The sequence below is a fragment of the Micromonospora sp. NPDC050686 genome (assembly GCF_040654475.1).
Classification (GTDB): domain Bacteria; phylum Actinomycetota; class Actinomycetes; order Mycobacteriales; family Micromonosporaceae; genus Micromonospora.
Map to the genome: position 1 here is coordinate 49,552 of NZ_JBFAID010000032.1, position 24,902 is coordinate 74,453.

The window sequence follows — 24,902 nt, forward strand, 5'->3', positions numbered from 1 at the left end:
GCTTCGCGGATTTTTGGGGAGGAATGGCATAGGTCACGTAAAGTCGGGCACACGATGACGGCATCGTGGCTGACGAGACCGGCGGCCGGCGGGCAGCCCGCAGGGCGCCGACCGCTGACCCGCCTGACCGTGGTCAGCCTCGCGGGTCACGTGGCGTTCGAGCTGGGGGCCGGCGTCGGCATGCCACTCGCGTCGGTGATCGGCCCGTACGCCGCCGCGGGTTTCTGGACCCTGGTGACCGGCGGCGTCCTGGCCGCCAGCACCGGCGACGAGTCCGCCGACCCGCTGCTGGCGGCGGCGAACGGCTTCGGGATCGCCGCGGTGTCGGCTCATCTGCTCGGCTGGCCGACTCGTCGCACCAGGACGGGTCTGCCCTGGCTGGAGGATTGTGAGGGGCTGGGGCCGGAGTTGATGCGCTACTACAACCCGATCCTCTACCTCTCCGGAGCCGCCGGCCTGCTCGCCATCGCCCGGGAGAACCGCACCGCCCGCCGGTACCTGCCGCTGGCCATGCTCGGCCTCGCCCCGGCACTCGTCGCGTTCCAGCACTGGGAGCACCAGCGGCTGCGCCGGCAGGCGCTGGCCCGCCCCGGGTGGTGGAACCGCCGGCTGCGGCGACTCTCGGCGGGAACCTCCTGATCCGCGGGTTGCCGTATCTGTAGACGTCGCAACCTGCTCACTTTTCAGGCTCCCGGGGGTGACTACGCGCGGCAGCGTTAGGCCGGGGGGACTTGCAGGCTCCGCAGGGCAATGCCGGCGTCCGCGACGCGCGATGTCGGCTCGGCGGTCGAGCGGCGGGGGCCATCAACCGCCGCCGCGGTGGCGCCGCTGACCTTTCCCGACGCGCGGCGCAGCCGGTACGCCAGCACGGCGGCGGCCAGCAACGGACCCCAGACCGGGAACGGAAAGATCAGCAGAGCCAGCAGCATGCCGACGCCCATACCATCGCTCTCCAGCCCGTGCAGGACGAAGCCCGGCGCGGCAACGCACGCCGCGGCGGCGACCACGCCACCCGGGATCACTGCCACCCGCGGCGGCACGGGACGACCGCCCACCATCGGCAGCCAACGCGGGAACCGCTCGCCCCACCCGGCGATCAGGCCAAGGGTGAGCACCGTGCCGCCAACCGCAGCCACCCCGAGCCCCGCACCCTGCATTCGGGTCGCTGGATTGTCCTCGCTGCCCATCAGGCCAACCGGCCATGGCGTCAGCCAGGTCAGCCGGAGCAGGCCGTACGTCAGCGGGCACAGCGCCGCCGCGATCGTGACGAATCTCCCCCACCGGCGGGCACCTCCGGGGGTCGTCCAGGCCGGAAGTTGACCGCCACCGCGCAGCAGCATCGACTGGTGCAGCAGCCGGTAGGTCAGGAACGCCCAGCCGGCGGCGATGGCCGACATCCCAATACCCCACAGCAGCCGCAGGTCGTAGCTCGCAAAGCTGTGCCCCACGTTGCGGGCGAACCGTGATACTGAGCCGACAGTGAGGAAGCCGGTCGCCACCCCGACGGTGGCCAATGCCAGCACCACCCCGGCGGCCAGGTACCCGATCCGCTGGCGGCGAACGCAGGCCACGGCCACGGCGGTAAGCACGATCAGCGGACTGGTCAGCGTAAGGCTATAGGCAAGCCCCACCATCAGCGTGATGTCGGCCATCACCAGGCCAAAGAACAGGGTCTCGGCGACGGCGATCGCGCCAGCGATCCGCAGGGAGGTGCCCCGGGCGCACCGGCGAGCCGCGAACGCGGTGGCGACCAGCCCCAAGGCCGCGGCCGCCAGCAGCATCACGCCTGCGAGCCGATGCTCGATCAGGTGGGTGACCGATACCGTGACCTTGTCGGCGGAGCCGAATGGATAAATCGACGGGCGGCCGAGCCACAGCGCGCCCACGCCGGCGACGAGGAGCGTGAGCATGCCCGTCGCCGCAGCTGGTCCTCGTGGTGGCTTTACCGCACAGGCGTCGTCGTTCTGGGTGGCCATGGCAGGCACGTTAGAAGGATCTGGTCGGGCCGGGCTCCCCCTGCCGGGGGAGCCCGGCCACCCACCGAGCGATTCGATCAGGTTTGTCAACGCTGGCCGAAAATTTTCGGCCAGCGTTGACACGGGCAATCATTGGTGCGCCAGGCATGAGCGGATCTCCTCGTCGGGCAGTCGCCAGACCGTCCAGCCTCCCTGGCGGGGGACCAGGTGGAGCGCACTACCGGACGAACGACCTGGTCCCCGCCAGGGAGGCTGGTAGCCCTAATGGGTTTGGTCTCGTAGTCGCGTACGCAGCGGCGATGCTTGCTGATCCAGGCGAACGTTCTCTCTATCACCCACCGGCGAGGCAGGACGACGAAGCCCGGCTCGGTGCGTTTGACGATCTGGACGGTCAGGTGCAGGACGTTGCGGGCCCAGACGAGGAGCCCCGGTGTATCCGGCGTCAGCCCAGACCAGGGTGATGGTGGTGAAGCGTTCGCGGAGTCCGGCCAGTAGTCGGTGGGCGGCGTCGCGGTCTTGCAGTCCGGCCATCGTGACGATCACGGCCAGCAGCAGGCCGCCGGTGTCCACAGCGAGGTGCCGTTTCGTTCCGTTGATCTTCTTGCCGGCGTCGTAGCCGCGGCTGGTGCGGGGCACGGTGTCCGCGCGCCGCGCACTGACTGGGAGTCGATGATCGCGGCGGTCTTGCGGGTCGCGGCCCTCATACACGCGGACCAGGTCGCGTAGCGCGTCATGGATGGCCTGCCACACGCCGGGCTTGACCCAGACGCGGAACCGGTCGTAGACGGTGGTCGGCGGCGGGAACCCGACCGGCAGTGGCCGCCACGCGATCCCGCCCCTCGCCAGGTAGAAGATCGCGTCCAGGACGAGGCGGCGGGGATGTTTCTCCGGCCGCCCGCCCGCCCCACCCCGCGGTGTTGCCCGGCGCGGGCAGCAACGGCTCGATGATCGCCCACTGGGCGTCGGTCAGCGAGGAGGACGGGAGAACCCGCAAGTCGGCGGTGCTGATATGCCTGCCGGATGGGCTGGACATGACACACAGACACACGCAGGCGACAATGACACAACGAGCTCCTGGTGAACGGATGGCCTAGACAACCGCCGATCTACCAGGAGCTCGCTTCACACCGATCCACTACACGCCGCGCTTCATCGCCTTGTGACCATGCGCCCTGCCGAGTTCCCGGACGCTCACTTAGCCGGGAGCGTTCACGGAACGGATCCAAACCAGCGCGGCCGCCATCTAGGCGGGCGTAGGGGCATCGCTGGCGAGCTCGATACGTCGCCCGACGTAGGGGGCGGGGTTGAGAAGTACCTGCGCGGCGAAGACGCCGAGGTCGGTGCGGGCGAGCTGCTGCACCGGCCGCCCGTCACCCGCTCCCGTGCTCGGAGATCGCCTGGCGCGGGGCCCGGCGGATCACCGCCAGCCGGTCGCCGCGCACCGTTATCGAGGTACGCCCGCCGCGCCGGCGCCGCACCGACAGGTCGACCGTGGCGTGCCCGATGCGTACGCCCTCCAGCCGCAGATCCGGCAGCCACTCGGGCAGGTGTGGATCCACGAGGATCGTGCGCAGCGGCGCGACCGGGCGCAGCCCTAGCAGGGCCTGGACCAGTGCGACGATCGCGCTGGCCGACCAGGCCTGCGGGGAGCAGGAGTTCGGGTATACGCCGGGGTGGGGGTGGGCCGGGTCGCGGGGCAGCCCGCTGAGCACCTCGGGCAGCCGGTGTTCCTCGAACAGTGCCGTCGCGGCGAACATCCCCTCGGCCAGTCGGTGCAGGTGCGCCCAGCAGCCGTACCGGGCCAACCCCAGGCCGATCGTGCCGGCCTCCACCGGCCAGACACTGCCTCGGTGGTAGCTGAACGGGTTGTACGCGGGGTGGTCGGCCGACAGCGTCCGCACCCCCCAGCCGCTGAACATGTCGGGTGCGAGCAGCCGGTCGGCCACCTGCGCCGCTTCCCGGGCCGGCACGATGCCGGCGGCCAGCAGGTGGCCGTCGTTGGAGTTGGTCGAGCGCACCGGCTGCTTGTCCGGTCCGAGCGCCATCGCGTAGCAGCCTCGCTCCGGCAGCCAGTAGGCGCGATGGAAACGGCGGCGCAGCGCCCGGGCCCGGGCCAGCAGGGCGGCGCCGCGCGCCGGATGGCCGGTCACCGTGAACACCACGGCGGCGTGCCGCAGGGCGGCGTACCAGTAGGCCTGCAACTCGCTGGTCGCGATCGGGTCGGTCACCAGCTGCCCGTCCTCGTCGACGATCGCGGTGTCCGAGTCCTTCCAGCCCTGGTTCTTCAACCCCGCCCGGGACCGGCAGTGGTACTCCAGGAAGCCGTCGCCGTCGGGGTCGCCGTACCGCTCGATCCAGCCCAGCACCCGCCGGGCCGTCGGCAGCAACTCCCGCACGGTGTCCAGGTCACCGGTCCAGGCGAGGAACTGCCCGAGGAAGACCAGGAAGTCCGGCGCGGTCGACCAGTCGCCGTAGTAGCTGGTGAACGGGTTCAACCCGAGCGCGGAGACGGGCCCGTGGCGGGCCTCGTGCAGCGGCTTGCCCGGTTGCTCGTCGCGCCAGTCGTCCAGCCGCTCGCCCACGTGCGCGGCGATGAGCCGCAGGCTGTCGGCCAGCATGGTCGGACCGGCCAGCAGCGCCTGCCATGAGGAGGTCATCGTGTCCCGACCGAAGATCTCCTGGTAGATGGGCAACCCGGCGATCGGTGCCGCCGGGCCGGCCGGCTCGCCGAGCGGCAGCACCGCCAAGTCGTGCGTGGCACACCGCCACGCCGCCGTCACGTCGAAGTTGCTGCTACTCAAATCGGCCAGCTCGCCGATAAGCCGGGACCGGGCCCGGGCGGCGGAGTCGTCCGGCTCGGTGAACGTCGCCGAGGGAGCGGCCAGCCGGACCCCGTCGAAGACCGGCTCGACCAGCAGCTCCACCCGGGCGCTGCCGCGCGGCGGCACCGCCACCTCGACGCGGAACGACCCGTCGTCGTACGTTACGGGGGTGTCGGCCCGGATTACGACCGCGACCGCCCGGTCGAGGCCGTCGCGCAGGTAGTCCAGGCGCAGTTCCCCCGCCTCCGGATCCCACTGGGTGCCGACCTCGCCGACCTGTAACCGTCGGCCCGTCTCCGCCTCGCTGGTGTCGGCGAAGTCCGCCGCGACCCCAATCTGCAGCGCGAACTCCAGTGGCCGGGCGGCGTAGCTGACCACGGTGAACCGGGTCCGCAGTCCCGCTCCGACAAACCGCTCGGTCAGCAGGTACGCCGCTCGTGACGGCAGTACCTCCCCGTTGCCCAGCTCCGCGTACGAGAGCTGGGCGTGTCCCCGTACGTTCCCGGTGGCGAACGGGACCGGCTCCCGGCCGTCGACGGTGATCCGTTCTCGGCTGAGCACCCGGGTGTTGCGGGCGAAGAAGCCCTGCGGATCGGTGCCGCTGATCCGGCCGCGCACGTCGGTGACCAGGGTGCTCCACCCGCTCGCCACGTAGAGCAGGTCGGGTCGAACGCGCAGGCTGCGGACCCTGGTCATCGGGCCGCAGATACCCCTTCATCGTCCCGGCACACCCCTGGCGGCCCAGGACGTCGTGCGGGCCCGATCGCGGACGAGCAGTTCCAGGGCCACCGTGATCGCCCCCGCCTCGACCGCCAGCAGCGTGAGCAGGATGAGCAGCTGGTCGCTCCGGCGCGTTCGACCATGACGCCCGGAGCCGGTGGCGGGAATTCGCTCTCCGCGGGCTGCGGATCGCCGAAGCCTGTGGCGCGGACCTCGTCACCACCATGCTCGGCGCCGGTGTGAGCTTGGGCGACGTACCAGAATCGCCGCCCGTCACGCCGACCGCTGCGCGATTCGGTTACCACCCGCTGCGGTCCAGGTTGAGCCGCTCCCGCAAGCCGGCCCGTGATCTTGCTGGGCCGGCAGCATGACGGACACCGCTCACGGTGGTGCCGGTGGTCAGGGTGCGTACTGGTGCCACACGGACGGGATCAGCTCGTCGACCACGGCAGGGTAGACCGCGGCGGCGTCGGTGACCACCTCTGCGGGTGTCACCTTCAATGTCGACAGCGCTCGTCGGAAGAACCGTCGGGCCGCGTCGGCGTCGCGACGTGCCGAGACGAGCACGTCGATAACGTGCCCGTACTGGTCGACCGCCCGGTACACGTACCGCCACACGCCGTTGACCTTGACGTACGTCTCGTCCACGAACCACCTGTCGCCTGGCAAGTGCCGGCAGAATCGGGCGGCGTCGGCCAGCAGCGGCGTGAACCGCTGCACCCAGCGGTAGACGGTGACGTGATCGACCTCTACCCCACGTTCGACCAGCAGTTCCTCAACGTCGCGATACGAGAGGTTGAAGCGCAGATACCAGCGCACCGCGACCGCGATCACCTCGGTCGGGAACCAGAACCCGGCGAACGCCGACGTCGGAGGCAACCACGGGCGTGAGCGGGTGACTTCACTGCTCAAGCCTGCCTCGATCTTGCCAACGCTCAATGCAACGGTGCCTCTACACCTACCGGCGCGCTAACTCGCGTTCTCGTTGCGAGGGGGAAGCTTCCAGTTCGGCCGGACGTAGTGGCACGTGTAACCCCCGGGATTTCGCTCCAGGTAGTCCTGGTGTTCCGGCTCGGCCTCCCAGAAAGGGCCAGCGGGGGTGACCTCGGTGACCACCTTGCCCGGCCACAGGCCGGAGGCGTCGACGTCGGCGATCGTCTCTTCGGCGACCTTTCGCTGCTGCTCGTCCCAATAGAAGATGGCCGACCGGTAGCTGGTTCCCACGTCGTTGCCCTGGCGATTCTTCGTTGTCGGGTCGTGGGCCTGGAAGAAGAACTCGAGAAGCTCTCGGTAGGCCAGTTTCGCGGGGTCGAAGACGACCTCGACCGCCTCGGCGTGGGATCCATGGTTCCGATACGTCGCGTTCGGCACGTCTCCGCCGGTGTATCCGACCCTGGTGTCGACTACGCCCGGGTGTTTCCGGATGAGGTCTTCCATGCCCCAGAAGCAGCCGCCGGCCAGGATCGCCTTCTCGGTCGTCTCGGTCATCGTCGCTCCCCGTCCGGGTGCTCGAAAATTCTGCGGTACTCGCCGTAGCCTTCACGCTCGAGGTCGTCGCGTGGGATGAACCGAAGCGCCGCCGAGTTCATGCAGTAACGAAGTCCGCCAGTTTCCGGGGGACCGTCGTCGAACACGTGGCCCACGTGGCTGTCCCCGTGCGCCGACCGGACCTCGGTGCCGAACGTGGCGTGGCTCGACTCTCGGACCTCGACCACGTTCTCCGATTCAAGCGGCCTGGTGAAGGTCGGCCAGCCGGTGCCGCTGTCGTACTTATTCACGGAAGCGAACAGAGGTTCACCGGACACGACGTCGACGTAGATCCCCGGCTCCTCGTTGTCCCAGTAGGCGTTGTCGAAGGCCGGCTCCGTCCCCGCTTCCTGAGTGACTCGGTATTGCTCCGGCGACAGCCGAGAAACTGCCTCGGGGCTCTTGCGGTACTCGTGTGACACCTTTCTTCCCCTCCATAGGTCGGCAAGAACGCCCAACGGGCCTGCACACGTCTCCCGGTGCGTACCCCGCCTAAAGTCGACTAACCACGGGGCTGGTAAGCGAACCACGGTCAGGCTCATGCAAGGCTCGATTAGATCGCTGGATCTGTCGCACCACAGGTGGCAGACGAATGTCGCGAATCAGTTGTCGGATCACAATCACAGGAAGCGGTCTGTCCGTCCCGGCTGATGCTTGACACGCGGGTTCAACGGGTGCGCAAGAAGATCACCCAGCGTGCCGGGAGACTACGAGCGGTGCTGTGCCTGTGGGCAGTAAGGCGACCAAGGTAGTGCCCTGCCATGCGAGCAACTGTCCAGTCCACGTGCCATGTCACGGGCCGGTGCTGCCAGGCGTTTTCACGCCCGCCCTGGGGCACGTCATCCGCCGCAGCGTCCTCGGCCTCCCAGCGCAGCAGGTCGCCCGGCTGGCACTCGAGCACCTCGCAGAGCGCGGCGAGCGTCGCGAAGCGCACCGCCTTGGCACGGCCATTCTTGAATACCGCCAGGTTGGCGGGCGTGATCCCTACGCGGTCCGCGAGCTCGCCCACGGACATCTTCCGCCTGGCCAGTATCACGTCGATGTCGACGGCGATCGGCATCAGATCACCTCGCCCAACTCGGCCTGCATCTGCGCCGCTTCGACGTCGCGCGCGACGGCTTGGGCGAGCAGCATCCGCAGCACGAGCACGATGAGCGCGACCGTTGCGAGCGAGTGAGCATTAGGGCGCCCATCCGTCCGCAGCCCGGCGTTACCGCCGGACGCTCCTCGTCTGACCCGCTCGCGCGGTGCGAGGTTGACGCTTCACCGACCACCGCCAGCGAAAGCACTGGTCTTACACGGTCTCCACGTCCCTTCGACCCCGAAGGGTCCGGTTCCCGAGGCACTCCCGGTACCGATCATGCCGGCGTGTTTAACCTGCCGTCGCAGGCGTCCCATGTGTCAGGTCGGCTTGGATATCGCCCATCCGACGGCGACCACACTATCACCAGAACGCTGCAAAGTGCGTCCATGTCCACTCCGCGGTCAACAGTTGCCAACCCCCAGGATGGCCACGCCAACCCCGCCCATGATGACGGTGACGCCCGGGTCGGCCCGCTGGCCCGGCGCATTGAGGGCCGTGACCGCGAACCACACGAGCGCAGCCGCCACGATCGCACCGATCACGACGTCCACGTACCGGAAGGCGGCGTGGGAGAACACGGTTCCGCGTCGCACCATCGTCACCAGCCGCCATACGCAGACCAGGGCGACCTGGACCGACACCATGCCCAGGATCGTGATCACGCGCAGCGGGGTCAGCGGGAGCGACCCGCCCTCCGGGGCGCACAGACCTGACTGCTGGCACTTCTCGACGGTCGGCTCGACCTCATCTTCGACCAGCTCCACGAATCGGGCCGCCTCGGGTGGCCGCCGGGGAGCACCGCCTCAGTCGCGGAGGTCGGCTGTCACAGCTTGTGGCGGTCGTCGGCCGGCAGGCGTGGCGGCTCCGAGGGCTCGGCGGGCTGGTCGGGCTGGCCGAGCTGCGCGACATGGGTCGGGTCGAGGACCCGGGACAGGAAGGAGCGAGTCCGTTCGTGCCGCGGCGCGCCGAGCACCTCCTGCGGCGGGCCCTGCTCGACCACGACGCCGCCGTCCATGAACACGACGCGGTCGGCGACGTCCCTTGCGAACGCCATCTCGTGGGTGACCACCATCATCGTCATGCCGTCCTCGGCGAGCGTGCGCATGACGGTGAGCACGTCGCCGACGAGTTCCGGGTCGAGTGCAGAGGTCGGCTCGTCGAAGAGCATCAGCTTGGGGTCCATCGACAGCGAGCGGGCGATCGCTGCCCGCTGCTGCTGGCCGCCGGAGAGCTGCGCCGGGAACGCCCTGGCCTTGTCGGCCAGGCCGACCCGATCCAGGTTGTCCCGCGCGATCCGCTCAGCCTCGGCGCGGCCGCGCCGGAGCACTCGGCGCTGGGCGATGGTGAGGTTGTCGAGCACGGTCAGGTGCGGGAAGAGGTTGAACGACTGGAAGACCATCCCGATGCCGCGGCGTACCGAGTCGATCTCCACGTCCGGGTCGGTCATCTCGATCCCGTTGACCCAGATCTTGCCGGCGGTCGGCTCCTCCAGCAGGTTGACGCAGCGCAGCAGCGTCGACTTGCCGGAACCGGACGGCCCGATGACGCAGACCACCTCGCCGTGGCCGACCTCGAAGTCGATTCCCTTGAGCACTTCGAGCGGGCCGAAGGACTTGTGCAGGTCGCGGATCTCGACGGCGGGCCGGGATTGGGGGTTCGTCATGTGGGTCACCGAGCCTTGGCGTAGCGGAGTTCGAGGCGTCGTACCACCTGGGACAGGGGCAGGGTGATGATCAGGTAGGTGAAGCCGGCCACCAGCAGCGGGGTGGCGTTGACCCGGTCGTTCAGCATGTCCCGGCCGAACTTGGTGATCTCGATGGTCGACGCTGTCACGCCCAGCACGTAGGCGAGCGACGAGTCCTTTGTGAGCAGGATGAGTTCGTTCGTCAGCGGCGGGATGACGACCCGGAACGCCTGCGGGATGACGATGGTACGCATCGCGGTGAAGTGCGACATGCCGAGCGTGCGCGCCGCCTCCATCTGTCCCTTCGGCACCGCCTGGATCCCGGCGCGGATGGTCTCCGCCATGTACGCGGCGGCGGTCAGCCCGAGCCCGATCGCGATCGAACCGAACACGCCGCCCGGAATCTCCCGCTCGGGGAAGGCGATGGGGATGCCGTACCCGACGAGGAAAAGCACCAGCAGCGCGGGCAGACCCCTGAACAGCTCGATGTACGCCGTGGCCAGCCAGCGGTACGGAGCCACCCGGGACAGTCGCATCAGCGCGAGCAGGGTGCCGAACACGAGTCCGAAGGCGAACGCGCCCAGCGTGTAGAGGATCGTGTTCCGCAGCGCGACGGTGATGACCGTCGGGTACATCGACTGGATGATGTCGACGCGGAAGAACGCCTCTTTCAGCCGGCCCCAGTCCGCGGCGTAGATCACCGTGGCGATGACGGCGACGAAGGCCAGGTACTGGAGCCAGAGGGACAGCCGCTCTCGCTGGCGGCGTCGCAGCTTCACCGTTCGATGCTCCTTGCGCACGGGGAGGGCGCGCGCGGGGCGCGCGCCCTCCTGCCACGAGGTTCGATCACTTGGCCGGCTGCTTGCCGATCCACTTCTCGTAGATCTTGTCGTAGTTGCCGTCCTGCTTGGCCTTGGCCAGCACCTCGTTGATCTTCTTAAGCAGCTCCGCGTTGCCGGCCTTCTTCACCGAGAACCCGTACTGCTCGCCGGTGTCGAACTCGGCGGTCACCTCGAACCCGCCCGGATTCTCCTTGATGTACTCGGTCCAGACCGGCAGGTCGTTGATGGCGGCCTCGATCTGGCCGTTGGCGAGGGCCTGCTGCAGGGCGGCGAGGTCCTCGAACTCGACGAGCTGCAGCCCCTTCTCCTGCTCGAACTTCTTGGCGTAGTCACGGCCCGTGGTCGAGGCTTGGACCCCGAGCTTCTTGCCCCTCAGGTCGTCGAGCGACTTGTACGGCTTGCCGGTCTTGACGAGCAACGCCTGGGTTGCGTCGAAGTACGGATCGGAGAAGTCCATCACCTTCTGCCGTTCCGCGGTGATCGTCATGCCGGCGGCAGCCGCGTCGCACTTGCCGGTGTTCAGATCCTGGCCGGACTTGATCCCCTCGAACGGGGTGTCGACGATCGTCTGCTCGACGCCCAACTCCTTGGCAACCAGGTCCATCACGTCGACGTCGAACCCGACGACCTTGCCGCTGGCATCCTTCGACTGGAACGGCGCGTACGGCAGGTGGGTGCAGACCGTCAGCTTGCCCTTCTCGATGAGCTTGACCCCGCCCGCCTGCACCTCGCCCTCATCCTTCTTGGCACATCCGGCGCTCAGGGCGAGGGCGGCGATCGCCGCCACGAGTCCAGCCTTGCGGACTGCGCTGTGCAAAGTCACGCTGCGTCCCTCCGATTCAGCCCCCGTATGACGGGCAGCCAGCGTTCTGCAATGACGGTGTGGCAGGGGACGCTACCTGATCGCGAGGTCGCGCCCAAGATCACGACGGGTGGTTGAGCCAGAGCTGTAACCATCACGCTCGGTGAACCGGATGGTCAGCACGTAACCGGACGGCAGAACGCGGCATCAGACGAGCGTTCAGCGCCACGAACTCCAGGTTCCGCAGCAGCATCCCGCCCTGCCGGGACAGGTACCCCGGGCTGGTACAGGCGCAACGGGTGGTTGGCACTCATGTGCTGCGCGTTGCGCGGCTGCTGATGACTTCGTTCAGGTTTCCGTCGCTACGGTGTCGTGAAGTGACCCCTGTCGGCCGGACACCTCCCTGCCTGTCATGGACTACCGGCCCTGTCGACATGGCGACGTAGTGGCATTCCGCAGCGAATCGGGGTCCTAGAGTGCGATTCTCGGGCTGGTAGCAGACCTGGATTCAGGGGAGCGACGGTGGCCGACGACCTGATCGTCATGACCTGGAACGTGGAGAACCTGTTCCGGCCCGACGGCACCGACACCTCGTCGGCGGAATCTACGCCGCGAAGCTCACCTATCTCGCCGCCCTGATCTCCGGCACCGGCGCCGACGTCGTCGCGCTTCAGGAGATCGGCGCTCCGCAAGCGGCGGAGGACCTCCAAGCGGCCCTCGGCGGGGCTTGGCAGGCGGGCTCGCGTCCGTTCGCGAAGCGCCACCGTGACGGCGGTGGTGCTGCCCGGCGGGTTCACCCTGCTGCGAATCCCACGGGATCGCCGTGTAGATCACGAACAGGATGCCGCGGAGCACCTTGCGATCATCGAGGTGCTTACGTCCCGGATATCGACTCCGCCTCGGTGGGCGGGGTGGCACCAACGGCGCGATCTCGTTCCACAACTCATCCGAGACCATCCACGGCGGCTGCTCACCCCTCCTCACATCCAGACGATACGATCCTCACGTCCCAAGGACACGCCAACATCATTTCGTTAGGACCTCTTAGCCGAGCCCGCGCAGCGGCCGGCGGCTTTGCTCGCGGAGCGAATCGGCCGGCGGCGGCGGTGGCGGGACGGGAGACGGCGCGGCGGCCTCGACCCTGCGCACCTCGGCGCCGCAGGCATCGGTCTGCCGCAGGATCCGTTCGGGCTCGTCCGGGGCCGGCCACGCCACGAGCAAGTAGTCTTCGACCGGGGCGGATACGGACTCGTCGGGCGCGGTGTCGCGGCGATGCCGGTTAGGTGGCGACGTGGGTGACGCGGATGAACCTGACAGGTTCGCTGCCGTCGTTGCGGTAGCCGTAGTCCCGGTCGGTGGCGAGCCGCGCTGATGCCCCCGTGTCGAGAACCGTGTCGTCGTGGCCGTCGGCGATCAGGGTGAGCACGCCGCTGAGGACCAGGAACAGCTCTTCGCTGCCGTGCGGGTCCGGCTCGGCCTGGTAGGAGTCCCCGGGGACGAGAATCCAGTCCCACAAGGCTGCCGAGGGGCGCACTGTGCTCGCGGTGGACAGCACCGCGTGACTTCCGGCAGCCGAGGACCAGATGCCAGTGGCGGTGCCAGGGGCGTTGACGATCAGTGAGCCGGGCCGGGTCTCGCGGGCCAGGGATGCGAAGTCGGTGCCGAGGGCGTGGGCGACCTTTGCGACGGTGACCAGGCTGGGGTTGGCCTCGCCGAGCTCGATGTGGCTGAGCATCCGCACGCTCACCCCGGAGGCGTCGGCCAGTTGCTGCATCGTCATGCCGCCCTCCTGACGGCGCCGGCGTACCTCCTGGCCGACCCGTTCGATGAAGGGGTCGCTCCAGCTGGCCTTGGTCTCCATCGGCACCTCCGCACTCAGTTCGGTGGGCATGCGACTCGTCAACCAGGAGCCCGGCATGCAGCATATTGCACGTGACGATGATCTGCATTATATTGCATGCGCCGATGCGCGGAGTGCAGCGGCCCGGAGATTGGTGCCCAGCAGCTGACCACGCGTCTGGCGTCAGGCGCTGCCCCCGACCGCCACGATGTGGCTCGACCACAGGAGACTGACAATGACCTCCATTGAATCGGCCACCAGAGCGTCGACCGAATTCGACGTCGCTGCGCTGAGGGCGCAGTTCCCGTCCCTGGCCTCGGGCATCGCGCACTTCGACGGTCCGGGCGGCACACAGACCCCGCGGCCGGTCGCCGACGCGATCGCCGCCACGATCACCAGCCCGCTGTCCAACCGTGGCACGGGCTCGGTGTCGGAGGCCAACGCCGACGCCGCGGTCACCGGGTTCCGGCAGGCCTACGCCGACCTGCTCGGCGTTCCCGCCCGCGGGATCGTCCACGGCCGCAGCGCCACGCAACTGACCTTCGACTTCTCCCGGGTGATCGCCAAGCAGTGGCGCCCGGGTGACGAAGTCGTCGTGACCAAGCTCGACCACGACGCCAACGTCCGGCCCTGGGTGATCGCCGCCGAGAACGCCGGCACGGTCGTGCGGTGGATCGACATCGATCCCACCACCGCCGAGATCGATCCCACCTCCGTCGAGGCCGCCATCACCGAACGGACGCGGCTGGTCGCCGTCACCGCCGCGTCGAACCTGCTCGGCACCAAGCCCGCGGTGCGGGCGATCGCCGACGCTGCACACGCCGTCGGCGCGCTGGTCTACGTCGACGGCGTGCACTACACCGCGCACCAGTTCGTCGACGTCCCCGCCCTCGGTGCGGACCTCTACGTCTGCTCCCCGTACAAGTTTCTCGGCCCGCACTGCGGCGTCCTGGCCGCCTCCCCCGACCTACTCGAGACCCTGCATCCGGACAAGCTGCTCCCCTCCACCAACGCCGTCCCCGAACGCTTCGAGCTCGGCACCCTCCCCTACGAGACCCTCGCTGGCGCCACCGCCGCCGTCGACTTCCTCGCAGACATCACCCCCGCGGCCGTCGGAACCACGAACGGCAATTCCTCACGGCGGCAACGGCTGCAGGCCTCCCTGCATGCCGTTGACGAGCACGAGATGCGCCTTCGTCGCCTACTCGAAGACGGACTCGCGGCACTGGGCGCCGACGTCGTGGTCCATTCCCGTGCTGCCGACCGCACCCCGACGCTGCTGGTCACCCTGCCCGGCCGCAAGACCTGGGACGCGTACCAGTTCCTCCTGGGCCGTAACGTGCTCGCCCCCGCCGGATCCTTCTACGCATACGAGCCGTTCCACCGCCTCGGCTTGGACGACGAGCACGCGCTCCGGCTCGGCCTGGCCCCCTACAGCGACGACACCGACATCGCGCGCGTCCTCGACGGTCTGGCCGCCTTCCTCGCCCAGTGACGGCGGAACCCGGCCCGTCCTTCGATGCCGTCGCCGAATGCCTCGGGGTCGATGAGGACGACCAGTTCGAACTCTAGCCCCTTCGACAGCTCCGGGGTCAGCGACCGGACGCGGGACGTCGCCCGGAACGTGGGATCGCCGATGACGCAGGCGATCCTGTCGACGCGCGCGGCGAGCCAGGCGTCGAGGATCGAGCCCAGGTCCGAAATAGACGTGTACGACGGGGACGTCGCTGCTACCGATGGAGGTCGACATGTTGGCCTCCACGAGCACGGCCTGGATGACCGGCTCGGCTTCCGCCATGACCTCCTTCGGCGTCCGACAGTTGATGCTCAGACATGCCGCCGACCGGGCGTTACAGGGTGTGACGGACGTGTGCTGGCGCTCGAACGCGGTCGGGCCGAGTAGTGCGCGCCTACTGAACCGACTAGATCAGCATGGTCAGGCTGCGCATTCCCGATACGGTTAGCCGGCGTCCAGCACCTCGCGCAGCCTCGCCGCGAACTCGTCGGGCTTGCCCGCGTAACCGAATTGACCGCCGAGGAAGCCGCCGTGGTGGCTTGGGAACACCGTGACCTCCTGGCCGAGCAGCGCCGCAGTGCCCACGGCCGTACGCGCGGCGTACGTTCCCGCCGACTCCTCGCCGACGGCGATCACGATCCGGGTCGGTGCCGCGGTGAGCATGCTCGCGTCGGGGCGGTAGCCGCTAATCGCCCACGAGTTCTTCGACAGCAGCGGATCGTCGCGGGTGCCGTCGTCGTCGGTCGACATGCCGAACATCGCCGGGTCCGGCGCGGGCTGGGCGAAGTAGGCGTCAGTGAACTCGCCCTGCCAGGAAGTCATCGCAATGAACGCGACCATGCCCGCGCCGCTGCCCTTCGCCTGGTAGTCCGCGTGGAAGGCGGCCCGGGCACGCTCGGCGGCCGTGGCGTCGGGGAGCACAGCGTTGATCGACGGCTCGTGCGCCACCAGCGTGACGACATCGCCGGGGCGGGTCGCGACCAGTTCGAGTGCGGTCACCGCACCGCCGCTGCTGGCGAACACGTCGACCGGACCGACGCCGAGGGCGCCGTTGCGTTGTGAGGTCGGCGGACGTGTTGAACCCGTCTCGGGTCCCAGGTCAGATCGCCAGGGCGAGTTCGGTGAACGCCGCGGCGACCCGTGTGGCCAGCGGGGCGTCGACGGCGAGTTCGTAGTGTCCGCGGCGGAGGTTCTGCATGAACGCGTGCCCGGCGGTGATCACCTGCGCTGTCTTGTCCGTTCGTAGTCCGCGCATCGGTCTCACCCGGTGCTTGAGCTGGCTGTGATCGGCCTCGATCGGATTGTTGGCGTACTGCTCGACGTGGTGCCACGCCTGCGGGATCAGCTCATCCAGGACGCCTGGGTAGACCGCGGCGGCGTCGGTGACGACCTCGCTGGGTGTCACCTTCAACGCCGACAGCGCCCGTCGGAAGAACCGCCGCGCCGCGTCGGCATCGCGGCGGGCCGAGACGAGCACGTCGATGACCTGCCCGTACTGGTCGACCGCCCGGTACACGTACCGCCACACGCCGTTGACCCTGACGTAGGTCTCGTCGACGAACCACCTGTCGCCGGGTGAGTGGCGGGAGAAGCGGGCGGCGTCGCCAGCAGCGGGGTGAACCGCTGCACCCACCGGTAGACCGTGACGTGATCGACCTCGACGCCGCGTTCGACCAGCAGTTCCTCAACGTCGCGATACGAGAGGTTGAACCGCAGATACCAGCGGACCGCGCCGACGATCACCTCCGACGGGAACCGGAACCCAGCGAACGCCGACTTCGGAGGCAGCCACGGGCCAGGACGCATCGGTGGCTTCACTACTCAAGCGTGCCTCGATCATGCCAACGCTCAACGCAACAGAGCCTTCTCGGGCTATCTCCGCCTGCTGCGGCCGACGGACGAACACTTCGGCACGCCGTTGCTGTCGATGTGACACAGCGGCCGCCAGGTGTCAGCCATGGATGAGTTCGGCGCGCAAATCTACGAGCCGTACGGGGTCTACGGGCCGGAAACCGGGCCAGGGCTGGTTCCGTGGGGCCTCGACGAGACCGAGGGTGACTACTACTGGCTGGTGGACCGCTCGGTGGAGCCGGAGCGGTGGCCTGTGGTCGCCCGGCAGGCGTTCGATGAGCCGTGGCGCCAGTTCGACATATCGACGGCGGAGTTCGTCTACCGCACGATCGCGGACCCGAAGTTCAAGCCGTTCACGGTGGCCGACCCACCGCGGCTGCCGTTCTACCTGCCGTACTGGGCGCCATACCCGCCCAGCCGGAAGGAACGGGAGGCTCTCAGCGACCCAAACCGCAAGGGCTGATGACAGGCGGGATTTTCTCATCCGCCTCCACCCCTTCACAAACATGACTGTCGATAGACATGATCGTTCGAGATGGTCGCTGTTCACCCATGACCTCTCGGAGGCCCCCGTGCGAGTACACCCACCCACCCCGCCTCACTCCCCCTGGCGTCGCCGTGCGGCCGCGATCGCGGCTGCCCTCACCGCCGGACTCGGCCTGGTCGCGGTCACCGCCCAGCCCGCCACGGCCACCCCGCCCGGCATCCCCTCCAAGGCGACGGCCCAGTCGCAGCTCAACGCCCTGACCGTGAAGACCGAGGGTTCCATGACGGGTTACTCCCGGGACCTGTTCCCGCACTGGATCACGATCAGTGGCACCTGCAACACCCGCGAAACCGTCCTCAAGCGCGACGGCGCCTCCGTGGTGACCGACAGCAACTGCGCCGCCGTATCCGGCCGCTGGTACAGCCCGTACGACGGCGCAACCTGGTACGCCGCCTCCGACGTCGACATCGACCACGTCGTGCCCCTCGCGGAGGCGTGGCGCTCGGGCGCCAGTGGCTGGACCACCAGCCGGCGGCAGAGCTTCGCCAACGACCTCACCCGCCCGCAGCTGATCGCTGTCACCGACAACGTCAACCAGGCCAAGGGCGACCAGGACCCCTCCACCTGGCAGCCGCCCCTGTCGTCCTACCGGTGCACCTACAGCAAGATGTGGATCACCGTGAAGTACAACTGGGGGTTGAGCCTGCAGTCGTCGGAGAAGTCCGCCCTGCAGAGCATGCTGAACACCTGCAGCTCCTGACGCCCCAGCCGTGGATGCGTTGCCTGCTCTTGAGCAGGCACCGCATCTCAGCTACTCACGCTGCACCGTAAGGAGGAGATCATTTCGGGGGCACGGTTGGCGAACGTGCACGGCTGCCTTAGCCGCAACTGAATCCCGCGTGAACAGGTCGGATCGGTGAGGCTGCTCAGGATCGGATGCGGCGCCGCATGGTGACAAAGGGTGACGGTAGCCGCGGTGAGCAAGGCCCTCCGTCGTCGGCCGGTGGTGCTGTCGCAGGGCCTGCTCCAAACGACGGCCAGCACCCGGGGTAGCCATAAGCCGCGCTGGACCTTCGCGCATGGTTCCCCTCTTGGTTGCCGCTATTCGGATTTGGTCAGTCGAACAGCCGGCCAATGAGGGCGCCCTGGCCGGATTGCAGGACATGTGCGGCCCGTAACGGTATCCAGAAGCACTCGAAGCGGGTGGCCTTTTGCTCGCCGTCGTGGTCTTCCTGGCTCGCCCACCGCTCGGGCGGCACCCCGTGCAGCGCCAGCTCGAAGACGTGGCGACGCAGGATCTCGAAGCGGAGCGGGCTGATGTCGTACTCGATCTCCCCGAACTTTCGGACGACGGTGAAGTCCGTCAGTCCGGTTTCTTCGCGGGCCTCGCGTAGCGCGGCGTCCGCCGGGTCCTCGCCTGGGCGGACGCTGCCGCCCGGAACCTGGATGCCCACCTCCTCGTAGCTGAAGTCGGTGTGCCGGAAAACGAGCAAGCGCCCTTTTCGCACGACGTAGCAGAGAACCTTGTTGGTGATCACCTTCTCGGGCATGCGGCCTGCTTCCTCTCGTTCCTACGGCGTCTACCCGCGCCCTCGCAGGTGCGGATCGGGCAGGCCGAAGATGGCATGCTGGGCCGCTTGGGCGAGGGTGGCTCGGGTGGTGGCGGGTAGGCCGAGCCTGTTCCAGTGGAAGATCACGTGCAATGCGATCACCGCCCGCAGGCCACGGGTGAACCTGCCCCTCCCCCGTTGGCGATGTAGGGCGGCGGCGCCGGCGTTCTCGAATGCGGCGTACCAGTCGCCAGTGGTGCGAGACGCGCCGATCAGGATGCGCCGAACCCCTCCTGTGGCGCCCGCTGTCAGGCCGTTTCGGTCCGGCCGCGAACCCGGCGATGCTCGACAGGGTTAGCTGCCCATGCCCATGCGACGATGCTTCTATGAACCACAGCAGCGCCGGCTTGGTCATCTGGGACGTTGACGGGACGCTCATCCCCGCGGACTTGCGCTGGCTGACGCGCGCGATCGCTCGTGCGTACCGCATCGCGCAGTCCGAGGTTGTCTTCCCTGACAAGAAGGTGCATGGGTATACGGACGAGTCGATCGCCGTCGACACGGCGATCGCTTCGGGCGTGGACCCGTCATCTGCAGAGGCGGGCATACCCGCCTTCCGTCAGGCCATTGCCGCGGTCATGCAAGAGGGTCGGCAGGAGTTGGCTGAGGTTCAGCCGCCGTATCCAGGTGCTGCGGCGAGCATCGCGGAGTTGCACGACCGCGGTTTCATCCAGACCGTGCTGACCGGCAATCTGCGTTCGGCCGCCGACGTGAAGCTGCAGGTGGCGGGCTTGGATGAGTTTCTTGATCTTCGCATCGGCGGGTTCGGATCGGACGCTCGAGATCGCTTTCAACTTCCGGCAGTCGTAGCTCAGCGCTACTCCGCGATCTATGGTGATCCGCTCGATTCTGCTCGAGTGATCGTCATCGGGGATGCGCCCAACGATATCGCTTGCGCACGCCACGCCGACTTTCGTGTCGCTGTCGTCGCTCACCGAATTGGGCATCAAGAGCTGGCGTCCTACGAACCTGACCTGGTACTTGACAGTCTCGACCCTACGACGGTGGTAGCCGCCGTCAGTTCGCTGTTGAGTGCGGGCGGGTCGCCGGCGGCCCGCTAGGCGGCCATCTGCTCCTCAAGTTCGAGGACAACCGGCTCGTCGCGCCATCGGGCCAACCGCCGTCGGGCTCGTTGAGCTCGAGCGATGCCTCGATGGTTTCCACCTGCTTTCAGCTGATCGTAGGTGTTGCCAAGCAGGGTGCAGGATTGTTCAAGTTCGCCAGCTTCGGCGTAGGCGCTGGTTGTCCCCGAGCGGGCGGCGGTCGGTGCTGCCGGGCCAAACGTCGCGGTCGCGCCCGGTGAGGGGGTCACCTTCGCGTACGGGGCCGACGCCCTGGTCGTGATCGTCGATGCCGGAGACCGGCCGCACGGCAACGCTGTCGACAACGCGAACACCATAGTGTTGCGGGAGCCCTTGCCCCGCGAGGCGACCCAGTGGATGAACTCGAAGAACCAGTCTCGTCAGCCGCTTCTGGGCTTTGTCAGGACGGATGACGGCTGCCTGGCTCTCGGTGAGCTCTACCAAGCCGAAAGCATCTACCGCGGCATGAACCTCTACACGGGCGAACAGGCCTCACTTGCCTTCGCCAAACTGACCTGGGCCGAGCGGCTACCCCCCGGACTGCTGGACAAGGTGCTGCCGACACCGGCGCTGCCGGTACCCGGTATCGACTGGCTGGACGACGTGCCGCGGAACCTGACCGGGGCGCTGCGTTCCTTTCTGACCGCTTGGTATGCCGATGTGCCGGTGCCACCGGCCGCACCCCCACACGCGGCCATGAGACTTCCGGCCCCGTTGCTGGCCTTCTACGACATCGCCGCCGGCCGCGAGGAAATCCTCGGCCAGCAGGACTTCATCAAGCCGCTCGACAGGCTCGAGTACCTGCAAGACGAGCCGCTGGTGATCTTCGCGAACGAGAATCAGGGCGTCTGGTGGGCGTTGATCGACCCCACCGATGACGATCCGGTCGTCTGGTACGACGGCGGCCCGGAGCGGCTGCGCGAGCGGGAACGTCTCAGCGGCTTCCTGCTCCAGTTCGCCCTCACCGAAGCGGTAAGCACCTCACCGTTCACTGGCTTCGCCACGGTCACCGCGGAGGTGCTGGACCGGTTCGTCGAGGATCTGGTTCCCGTCCCGCTGCAACCGATGCGTGTACCTGGGGACCCGACACGCCATTGGGTGGCTCCCGGCCTGGTCGCCATGGCCGCCGACTACGGCGAGAGTGGTATCTGGCTGAGCGTCGGCAGCCGGCAACGCTCAGTGAGCGTCCGGGAACTTTGGTTACCAGTTGCCGGTGCGGGCGAGTCGGCGTGACATGGTCATGATCATGGCGATGTGGATCATGGCTTCGTGGTGGTCGGGTTTGGTCTCATAGTCGCGTACGCAGCGGCGATGCTTGCTGATCCAGGCGAACGTTCTCTCGACCACCCACCGGCGAGGCAGGACGACGAAGCCCGGCTCGGTGCGTTTGACGATCTGGACAGTCACGTGCAGGACGTCGCGGGCCCAGACGAGGAGCCGTCCGGCGTATCCGGCATCGGCCCAGACCAGGGCGATGGTGGTGAAGCGTTCACGGAGCCGGGCCAGTAGTCGGTGGGCGGCGTCGCGGTCCTGCAGTCCGGCCATCGTGACGACCACGGCCAGCAGCAGGCCGCCGGTGTCCACGGCGAGGTGCCGTTTCGTTCCGTTGATCTTCTTGCCGGCGTCGTATCCTCGGCTGGTGCGGGGCACGGTGTCCGCGCCGCGCACCGACTGGGAGTCGATGATCGCAGCGGTCGGTTGCGGGTCGCGGCCCTCATACACGCGGACCAGGTCGCGTAGCGCGTCATGGATGGCCTGCCACACGCCGGCCTCGGCCCAGACGCGGAACCGGTCGTAGACGGTGGTCGCCGGTGGGAACCCGACCGGCAGTGGCCGCCACGCGATCCCACCCCGCACCAGGTAGAAGATCGCGTCCAGGACCAGACGACGGGGATGCTTCTCCGGCCGCCCGCCCCGCCCGCCGGTGTTGCCCGGCGCCGGCAGCAACGGCTCGATGATCGCCCACTGGGCGTCAGTCAGCGAGGAAGACGGGTAGAACCCGCAGGTCGGCGGTGCTGACACACCTGCCGGATGGGCCGGGCATGACACACAGACACACGCAGGCGACAATGACACAGCGAGCTCCTGGTGAACGGTTGGCCTAGACAACCGCCGATCTACCAGGAGCTCGCCTCATATCGATCCACAACACGCCGTGCTTCATCGCCTTGTGACCATGCGCCCTGCCGAGTTCCCGGACGCTCACTCAGCCCTGCGGCCTCTACACTCTCGCCTCGAATGGGAACGCTTCAACGGCTAGCCCACAAAATCGCCGGTCGAGCGCACCTATCTGACGCCGGGAGGGGTGCGGGTCGCGGGTCGGACTTCCATCAAGGACCAGCCGAGTGCACACATGGCGTCGGCGAACCGGCGTCCCCTCATGGCCGCTGTTCGTGGAAGCGTGGCTGCACGGGCGCCCCGGGCGGACGCAAGGTTGATCAGCCGCCCGGTTACGGCTGCGAGCAGGTCGTCGCCGTTGAGGACGACGAGCGCCAAGCTACGAAGCTCATCGGGCAGGTCGGCCAGGTGTTCCAGCCGTGTCACGCAGGTCGGGCACCCAACCGGCATGATCGCGTAACCCGTTGCCTGGGCAACATCAACCACGACCTGCCAGATCTGTCGACCGCTGGCATGGGTGAACATCAGCGTGTCTGTCCCCAGGCCGTAAACATCCGCTTCGCCGTCTCGAGTACGGACCACGCCAAACCCATCGTCCGACGGCGTCACCAGCAACGGAGCCAAGACGCGCCGCGCAACGCCCGCGTCCCCGAGGCGGGCACCGAACCGCTGCAGGAAAACATCGAAGCTCACGCAGCGGAGTATGCATGCGTCGGCCCCACTCGAGCATCAACGCCGCTAATCTGCCAGCCTTCCGGAACAAGCGGATAGACGCTCAGCCGCAGACCGTGGGACAAAGAGCTCGGTTGGCTGTCCGATGCGGCTCTCGGTCGGTGGTGGTGTCCTGGATACGCTGCGCGTTATGCCGTACGTGCCGGATCTCAACGCGTGCCGATGAGCGGGCATGCGCCCTTCGCGTGTGATGGGATCCCGACCATGAGCGATGGCGACACGCCGAACATTCGGACCAACGACGAGGAACGACCTTGCGTCACCGAGGGCGGCGAGACGGACGTCGTGGTCGCCAACCGTCTGCTGACGGCTCTGACCGGGAACCCGCTCGTACAGTTCCGCATGGGCTACGGCGTTCACCCTCGAACTGGGTTCCGACCACGAGGTCACGATCGAGACGCCACTAAAAGTTGTGGACGGTAACAGCCAGTGGAGTGGTGAGCCCCTGACGGCGGACGCGGCGGCGGCGCTGCTGCCGTTGATCCATCGCGAGGTCGCGTCTGGTCACATTGCGTCGGACGGCACGCTCGTGCTTGATCTCGGCTCAGCGACTCTGACGGTGATGCCTCACCCGATGTATGAGGCGTGGCAGGTACGAGGACCCGATGGGCTGCTGATCGTCTGCTCGCCCGGTGGCGAGTACGTCGCAGTCTGGGAGCCCGAGGGTCGAACCTAGCGAGCGTCGTAGCGCACTCTCATAGCCGCTGGGTGCGCTGAGCTTTACTGTCGGGTGAGGAGATGGCGGCGTTCGGTGTCGATCGTGGCGAGTCTCGCGCGCACGTGGGCTGCCCGTTGCTCCAGCCGGGCTTGCACTTCGCGCACCAGTTGCATGGACTGGGCGACGTTCTGCTGGGCTTGCTTGATCCGGTCTCGTACTGCGAGGTCGGTGAAGATGTTGTCGAACCAGACGTCGACGAACCGGGTCAGGCCGTTGACTGCCAGCTGCGGGGCGGTCAGCGCCATCCCAGGGACGTCGGCGAGTTCGGTTCGCAGCACGGCGAGGCACCGGTCGGCGCGGGCTGCGGCCTGCGCCGCCTCGTCCAGCCGGGAGTGTTTGATCGTGCTGCTGATCGCGCCGCCGCCGAAGAACGTGTCGTAGGTCGACCAGCCGGATGCGCTGCCGAGCTTGTCCCGTACCTGAGTCAGGGCGTGCCACGCGGTGCGTGCGGCCTGCATGGCCTCGGTCACCTCGTGCATCTCACCGGTGAGCCGTCCCCGCTCGTCGGCCAACTCCAGCAGCCGCGCACGGCGCGGGTCGCCGGACTCGTCCAGGTGTCGCTCCTTGTCATCGAGTACTGCGGCATAGTTGCTTGGCGCTGCGGCGAGCTGACCCAGCCGCGCCTGTGCTGCGCGGTGCTCCCGTCGTAGCGCCTCAAGCCGGCTCGCGGCCTCGGCTACCCGGTAGCGTGCGGCGTCGGCCTCCGCACGTTCACGCGCCAGCGCGTCATCACGGGCGCCGCGCAACGAGGCCAGCACCCGGGTCAGGGAGAGGCCCTCCAACCGCTCGACGTCCTCCTGCTCGCGGGCGTGCCGTGCGCGCAGCGCGGCGAGCTGCGCGGTCAGTTGGTCCATTCGGCGGCGCAGATCCGCACTGCGCCGGGTGGTCACCTCGTACTCACGGAGCGCCTCGGCGACCGAAGTCAGCCGTTGTTCGATGTCGTCAGCCACGCCACCCATTTGACAATGACGGTGCAAGGGGCACCGTCGGCAGCCGACGACGCAGCTGTGCGGCCGCCGGGCCGGACTCCCGTAGCCCGCCGTCGGGCAACGCGCCTGTGACCGTCCGCCCATGCCGCTGTCCGCGCGTTGGTAGCGCTTGGTGCCATGCGCTGTCATGCCGAATACAGCGCACCCGATCATGGCGCCCGGTCACTCCGGTACCTCGTCCGGCCTCTTGGCACTTGATGCAGGCAAGATGGATCGATGGTGACGATAAGACGGTTCGACAACGCCGATGCCCTAGCCGTGGCGGGCCTCATCGAACGCTGCCTGCGCGAGGTCAACAGTCGCGACTATCCGAGCGAGGTCATCGAACGGATGTGCGACCACTTCACCGAACAACGCATCAAGGAACTCGCCACGCAACGGCAGATGTTCGTCGCCGAAGTAGACGAGATCGCCGGCACGGTCTCCCGCGACGGCAACAAGGTCTACACCATGTTCGTGCACCCCCGGGCCGCCGGTCGCGGCATAGGACGGCTCCTCATGC

General features: G+C 68.0%; 22 protein-coding genes and 6 pseudogenes. 8 read left to right on the top strand and 20 right to left on the bottom strand.

Translation table 11 applies throughout. The features are described 5' to 3' along the window. Positions 1 to 54 precede the first annotated feature (54 nt). Positions 55 to 639 carry a hypothetical protein gene (locus AB0H57_RS20385; protein ID WP_357508620.1) on the top strand — a complete coding sequence of 195 codons (585 nt, stop codon included), beginning with the start codon at positions 55 to 57 and terminating at the stop codon, positions 637 to 639. A 77-nt stretch (positions 640 to 716) separates the two neighbouring features. Here AB0H57_RS20385 and AB0H57_RS20390 read toward each other — a convergent pair whose 3' ends face one another. From AB0H57_RS20390 to AB0H57_RS20450, 13 genes and pseudogenes are all read right to left on the bottom strand, one after another. Next, on the bottom strand, positions 717 to 1,976 hold the full coding sequence (locus AB0H57_RS20390) for a hypothetical protein (RefSeq protein ID WP_357508622.1): 1,260 nt from the start codon (positions 1,974 to 1,976) through the stop codon (positions 717 to 719). Positions 1,977 to 2,237: 261 nt separating this feature from the next. Next, positions 2,238 to 2,876: pseudogene (locus AB0H57_RS20395) on the bottom strand (IS5 family transposase); the annotation flags it as partial. Positions 2,877 to 3,346: 470 nt separating this feature from the next. Then, positions 3,347 to 5,494, bottom strand: a complete 2,148-nt coding sequence (locus AB0H57_RS20400; RefSeq protein WP_357508624.1) for a glycogen debranching N-terminal domain-containing protein — start codon at positions 5,492 to 5,494, stop codon at positions 3,347 to 3,349. Positions 5,495 to 5,944: 450 nt separating this feature from the next. Then, positions 5,945 to 6,397: pseudogene (locus AB0H57_RS20405) on the bottom strand (IS6 family transposase); the annotation flags it as partial. A gap of 90 nt (positions 6,398 to 6,487) precedes the next feature. Further along, positions 6,488 to 7,006, bottom strand: coding sequence for a peptide-methionine (S)-S-oxide reductase MsrA (gene msrA, locus AB0H57_RS20410; protein WP_357508626.1), 519 nt, complete (start codon positions 7,004 to 7,006; stop codon positions 6,488 to 6,490). Beyond that, positions 7,003 to 7,467 carry a peptide-methionine (R)-S-oxide reductase MsrB gene (msrB, locus tag AB0H57_RS20415; RefSeq protein WP_357508628.1) on the bottom strand — a complete coding sequence of 155 codons (465 nt, stop codon included), beginning with the start codon at positions 7,465 to 7,467 and terminating at the stop codon, positions 7,003 to 7,005. Before msrB ends, msrA begins: the two co-directional genes overlap by 4 nt. Positions 7,468 to 7,898: 431 nt before the next feature. Next, positions 7,899 to 8,105: pseudogene (locus AB0H57_RS20420) on the bottom strand (helix-turn-helix transcriptional regulator); the annotation flags it as partial. Positions 8,106 to 8,530: 425 nt separating this feature from the next. Continuing rightward, positions 8,531 to 8,893, bottom strand: coding sequence for a DUF2975 domain-containing protein (locus AB0H57_RS20425; RefSeq protein ID WP_357508630.1), 363 nt, complete (start codon positions 8,891 to 8,893; stop codon positions 8,531 to 8,533). A gap of 59 nt (positions 8,894 to 8,952) precedes the next feature. Further along, complete coding sequence (locus AB0H57_RS20430; RefSeq protein WP_357508632.1) at positions 8,953 to 9,792, bottom strand: amino acid ABC transporter ATP-binding protein; 840 nt, start codon at positions 9,790 to 9,792, stop codon at positions 8,953 to 8,955. A gap of 5 nt (positions 9,793 to 9,797) precedes the next feature. Next, a complete protein-coding gene (locus AB0H57_RS20435) occupies positions 9,798 to 10,592 on the bottom strand; it encodes an amino acid ABC transporter permease (protein WP_357508634.1) in 795 nt (264 codons plus the stop codon). A 67-nt stretch (positions 10,593 to 10,659) separates the two neighbouring features. Continuing rightward, positions 10,660 to 11,478, bottom strand: coding sequence for a basic amino acid ABC transporter substrate-binding protein (locus tag AB0H57_RS20440; RefSeq protein ID WP_357508636.1), 819 nt, complete (start codon positions 11,476 to 11,478; stop codon positions 10,660 to 10,662). 597 nt (positions 11,479 to 12,075) lie between these two features. After that, a complete protein-coding gene (locus tag AB0H57_RS20445; RefSeq protein WP_357508638.1) occupies positions 12,076 to 12,414 on the bottom strand; it encodes a transposase in 339 nt (112 codons plus the stop codon). A gap of 322 nt (positions 12,415 to 12,736) precedes the next feature. Beyond that, positions 12,737 to 13,348 carry an XRE family transcriptional regulator gene (locus AB0H57_RS20450; protein WP_357508640.1) on the bottom strand — a complete coding sequence of 204 codons (612 nt, stop codon included), beginning with the start codon at positions 13,346 to 13,348 and terminating at the stop codon, positions 12,737 to 12,739. Between the two features lie 184 nt (positions 13,349 to 13,532). On the opposite strand from AB0H57_RS20450, the gene AB0H57_RS20455 reads away from it, so the two are divergent. After that, positions 13,533 to 14,792, top strand: a complete 1,260-nt coding sequence (locus AB0H57_RS20455) for a cysteine desulfurase-like protein (RefSeq protein ID WP_357508642.1) — start codon at positions 13,533 to 13,535, stop codon at positions 14,790 to 14,792. A 465-nt stretch (positions 14,793 to 15,257) separates the two neighbouring features. On the opposite strand, the gene AB0H57_RS20460 is transcribed toward AB0H57_RS20455, so the two are convergent. Together AB0H57_RS20460 and AB0H57_RS20465 are read right to left on the bottom strand one after the other, a co-directional pair. Beyond that, positions 15,258 to 15,812, bottom strand: coding sequence for a hypothetical protein (locus tag AB0H57_RS20460; protein ID WP_357508644.1), 555 nt, complete (start codon positions 15,810 to 15,812; stop codon positions 15,258 to 15,260). A 100-nt stretch (positions 15,813 to 15,912) separates the two neighbouring features. Then, positions 15,913 to 16,619: pseudogene (locus AB0H57_RS20465) on the bottom strand (IS6 family transposase). Between the two features lie 151 nt (positions 16,620 to 16,770). Here AB0H57_RS20465 and AB0H57_RS20470 point away from each other — a divergent pair. Then, entirely contained in the window at positions 16,771 to 17,127 is a 357-nt protein-coding gene (locus AB0H57_RS20470) for a hypothetical protein (protein WP_357508646.1), read from the top strand. 166 nt (positions 17,128 to 17,293) lie between these two features. Continuing rightward, positions 17,294 to 17,911, top strand: a complete 618-nt coding sequence (locus AB0H57_RS20475) for an HNH endonuclease family protein (RefSeq protein WP_357508672.1) — start codon at positions 17,294 to 17,296, stop codon at positions 17,909 to 17,911. A 355-nt stretch (positions 17,912 to 18,266) separates the two neighbouring features. Here AB0H57_RS20475 and AB0H57_RS20480 read toward each other — a convergent pair whose 3' ends face one another. Beyond that, the gene (locus tag AB0H57_RS20480; protein ID WP_357508648.1) at positions 18,267 to 18,701 is read right to left on the bottom strand and encodes an NUDIX domain-containing protein; all 435 of its coding nucleotides are present in this window, start codon (positions 18,699 to 18,701) and stop codon (positions 18,267 to 18,269) included. A 30-nt stretch (positions 18,702 to 18,731) separates the two neighbouring features. Next, a pseudogene (locus AB0H57_RS20485) lies at positions 18,732 to 18,989 on the bottom strand (bacteriocin biosynthesis protein); the annotation flags it as partial. A 98-nt stretch (positions 18,990 to 19,087) separates the two neighbouring features. Here AB0H57_RS20485 and AB0H57_RS20490 point away from each other — a divergent pair. Next, positions 19,088 to 19,822 carry a haloacid dehalogenase-like hydrolase gene (locus tag AB0H57_RS20490; protein ID WP_357508650.1) on the top strand — a complete coding sequence of 245 codons (735 nt, stop codon included), beginning with the start codon at positions 19,088 to 19,090 and terminating at the stop codon, positions 19,820 to 19,822. A gap of 279 nt (positions 19,823 to 20,101) precedes the next feature. Then, a complete protein-coding gene (locus AB0H57_RS20495; RefSeq protein WP_357508652.1) occupies positions 20,102 to 21,076 on the top strand; it encodes a hypothetical protein in 975 nt (324 codons plus the stop codon). On the opposite strand, the gene AB0H57_RS20500 is transcribed toward AB0H57_RS20495, so the two are convergent. Both AB0H57_RS20500 and AB0H57_RS20505 read right to left on the bottom strand, forming a co-directional pair. Then, positions 21,044 to 21,865, bottom strand: a complete 822-nt coding sequence (locus AB0H57_RS20500; protein ID WP_357508654.1) for an IS5 family transposase — start codon at positions 21,863 to 21,865, stop codon at positions 21,044 to 21,046. The two genes, AB0H57_RS20495 and AB0H57_RS20500, sit on opposite strands and share 33 nt — an antisense overlap. A 264-nt stretch (positions 21,866 to 22,129) precedes the next feature. Beyond that, positions 22,130 to 22,654: a hypothetical protein gene (locus tag AB0H57_RS20505; RefSeq protein WP_357508656.1), complete on the bottom strand. Its 525-nt coding sequence runs from the start codon at positions 22,652 to 22,654 to the stop codon at positions 22,130 to 22,132. A gap of 400 nt (positions 22,655 to 23,054) precedes the next feature. Here AB0H57_RS20505 and AB0H57_RS20510 point away from each other — a divergent pair. Then, positions 23,055 to 23,369 (top strand): annotated as a pseudogene (locus AB0H57_RS20510) (DUF6188 family protein); the annotation flags it as partial. A 44-nt stretch (positions 23,370 to 23,413) separates the two neighbouring features. Here the strand turns inward: AB0H57_RS20510 and AB0H57_RS20515 are convergent. Next, entirely contained in the window at positions 23,414 to 24,361 is a 948-nt protein-coding gene (locus tag AB0H57_RS20515; protein WP_357508658.1) for a hypothetical protein, read from the bottom strand. A gap of 255 nt (positions 24,362 to 24,616) precedes the next feature. Between AB0H57_RS20515 and AB0H57_RS20520 the strand changes: the two genes are divergently transcribed. Continuing rightward, positions 24,617 to 24,902, top strand: a 286-nt coding sequence (locus AB0H57_RS20520; protein WP_357508660.1) for a GNAT family N-acetyltransferase, incomplete at its 3' end; no start/stop codon positions are given.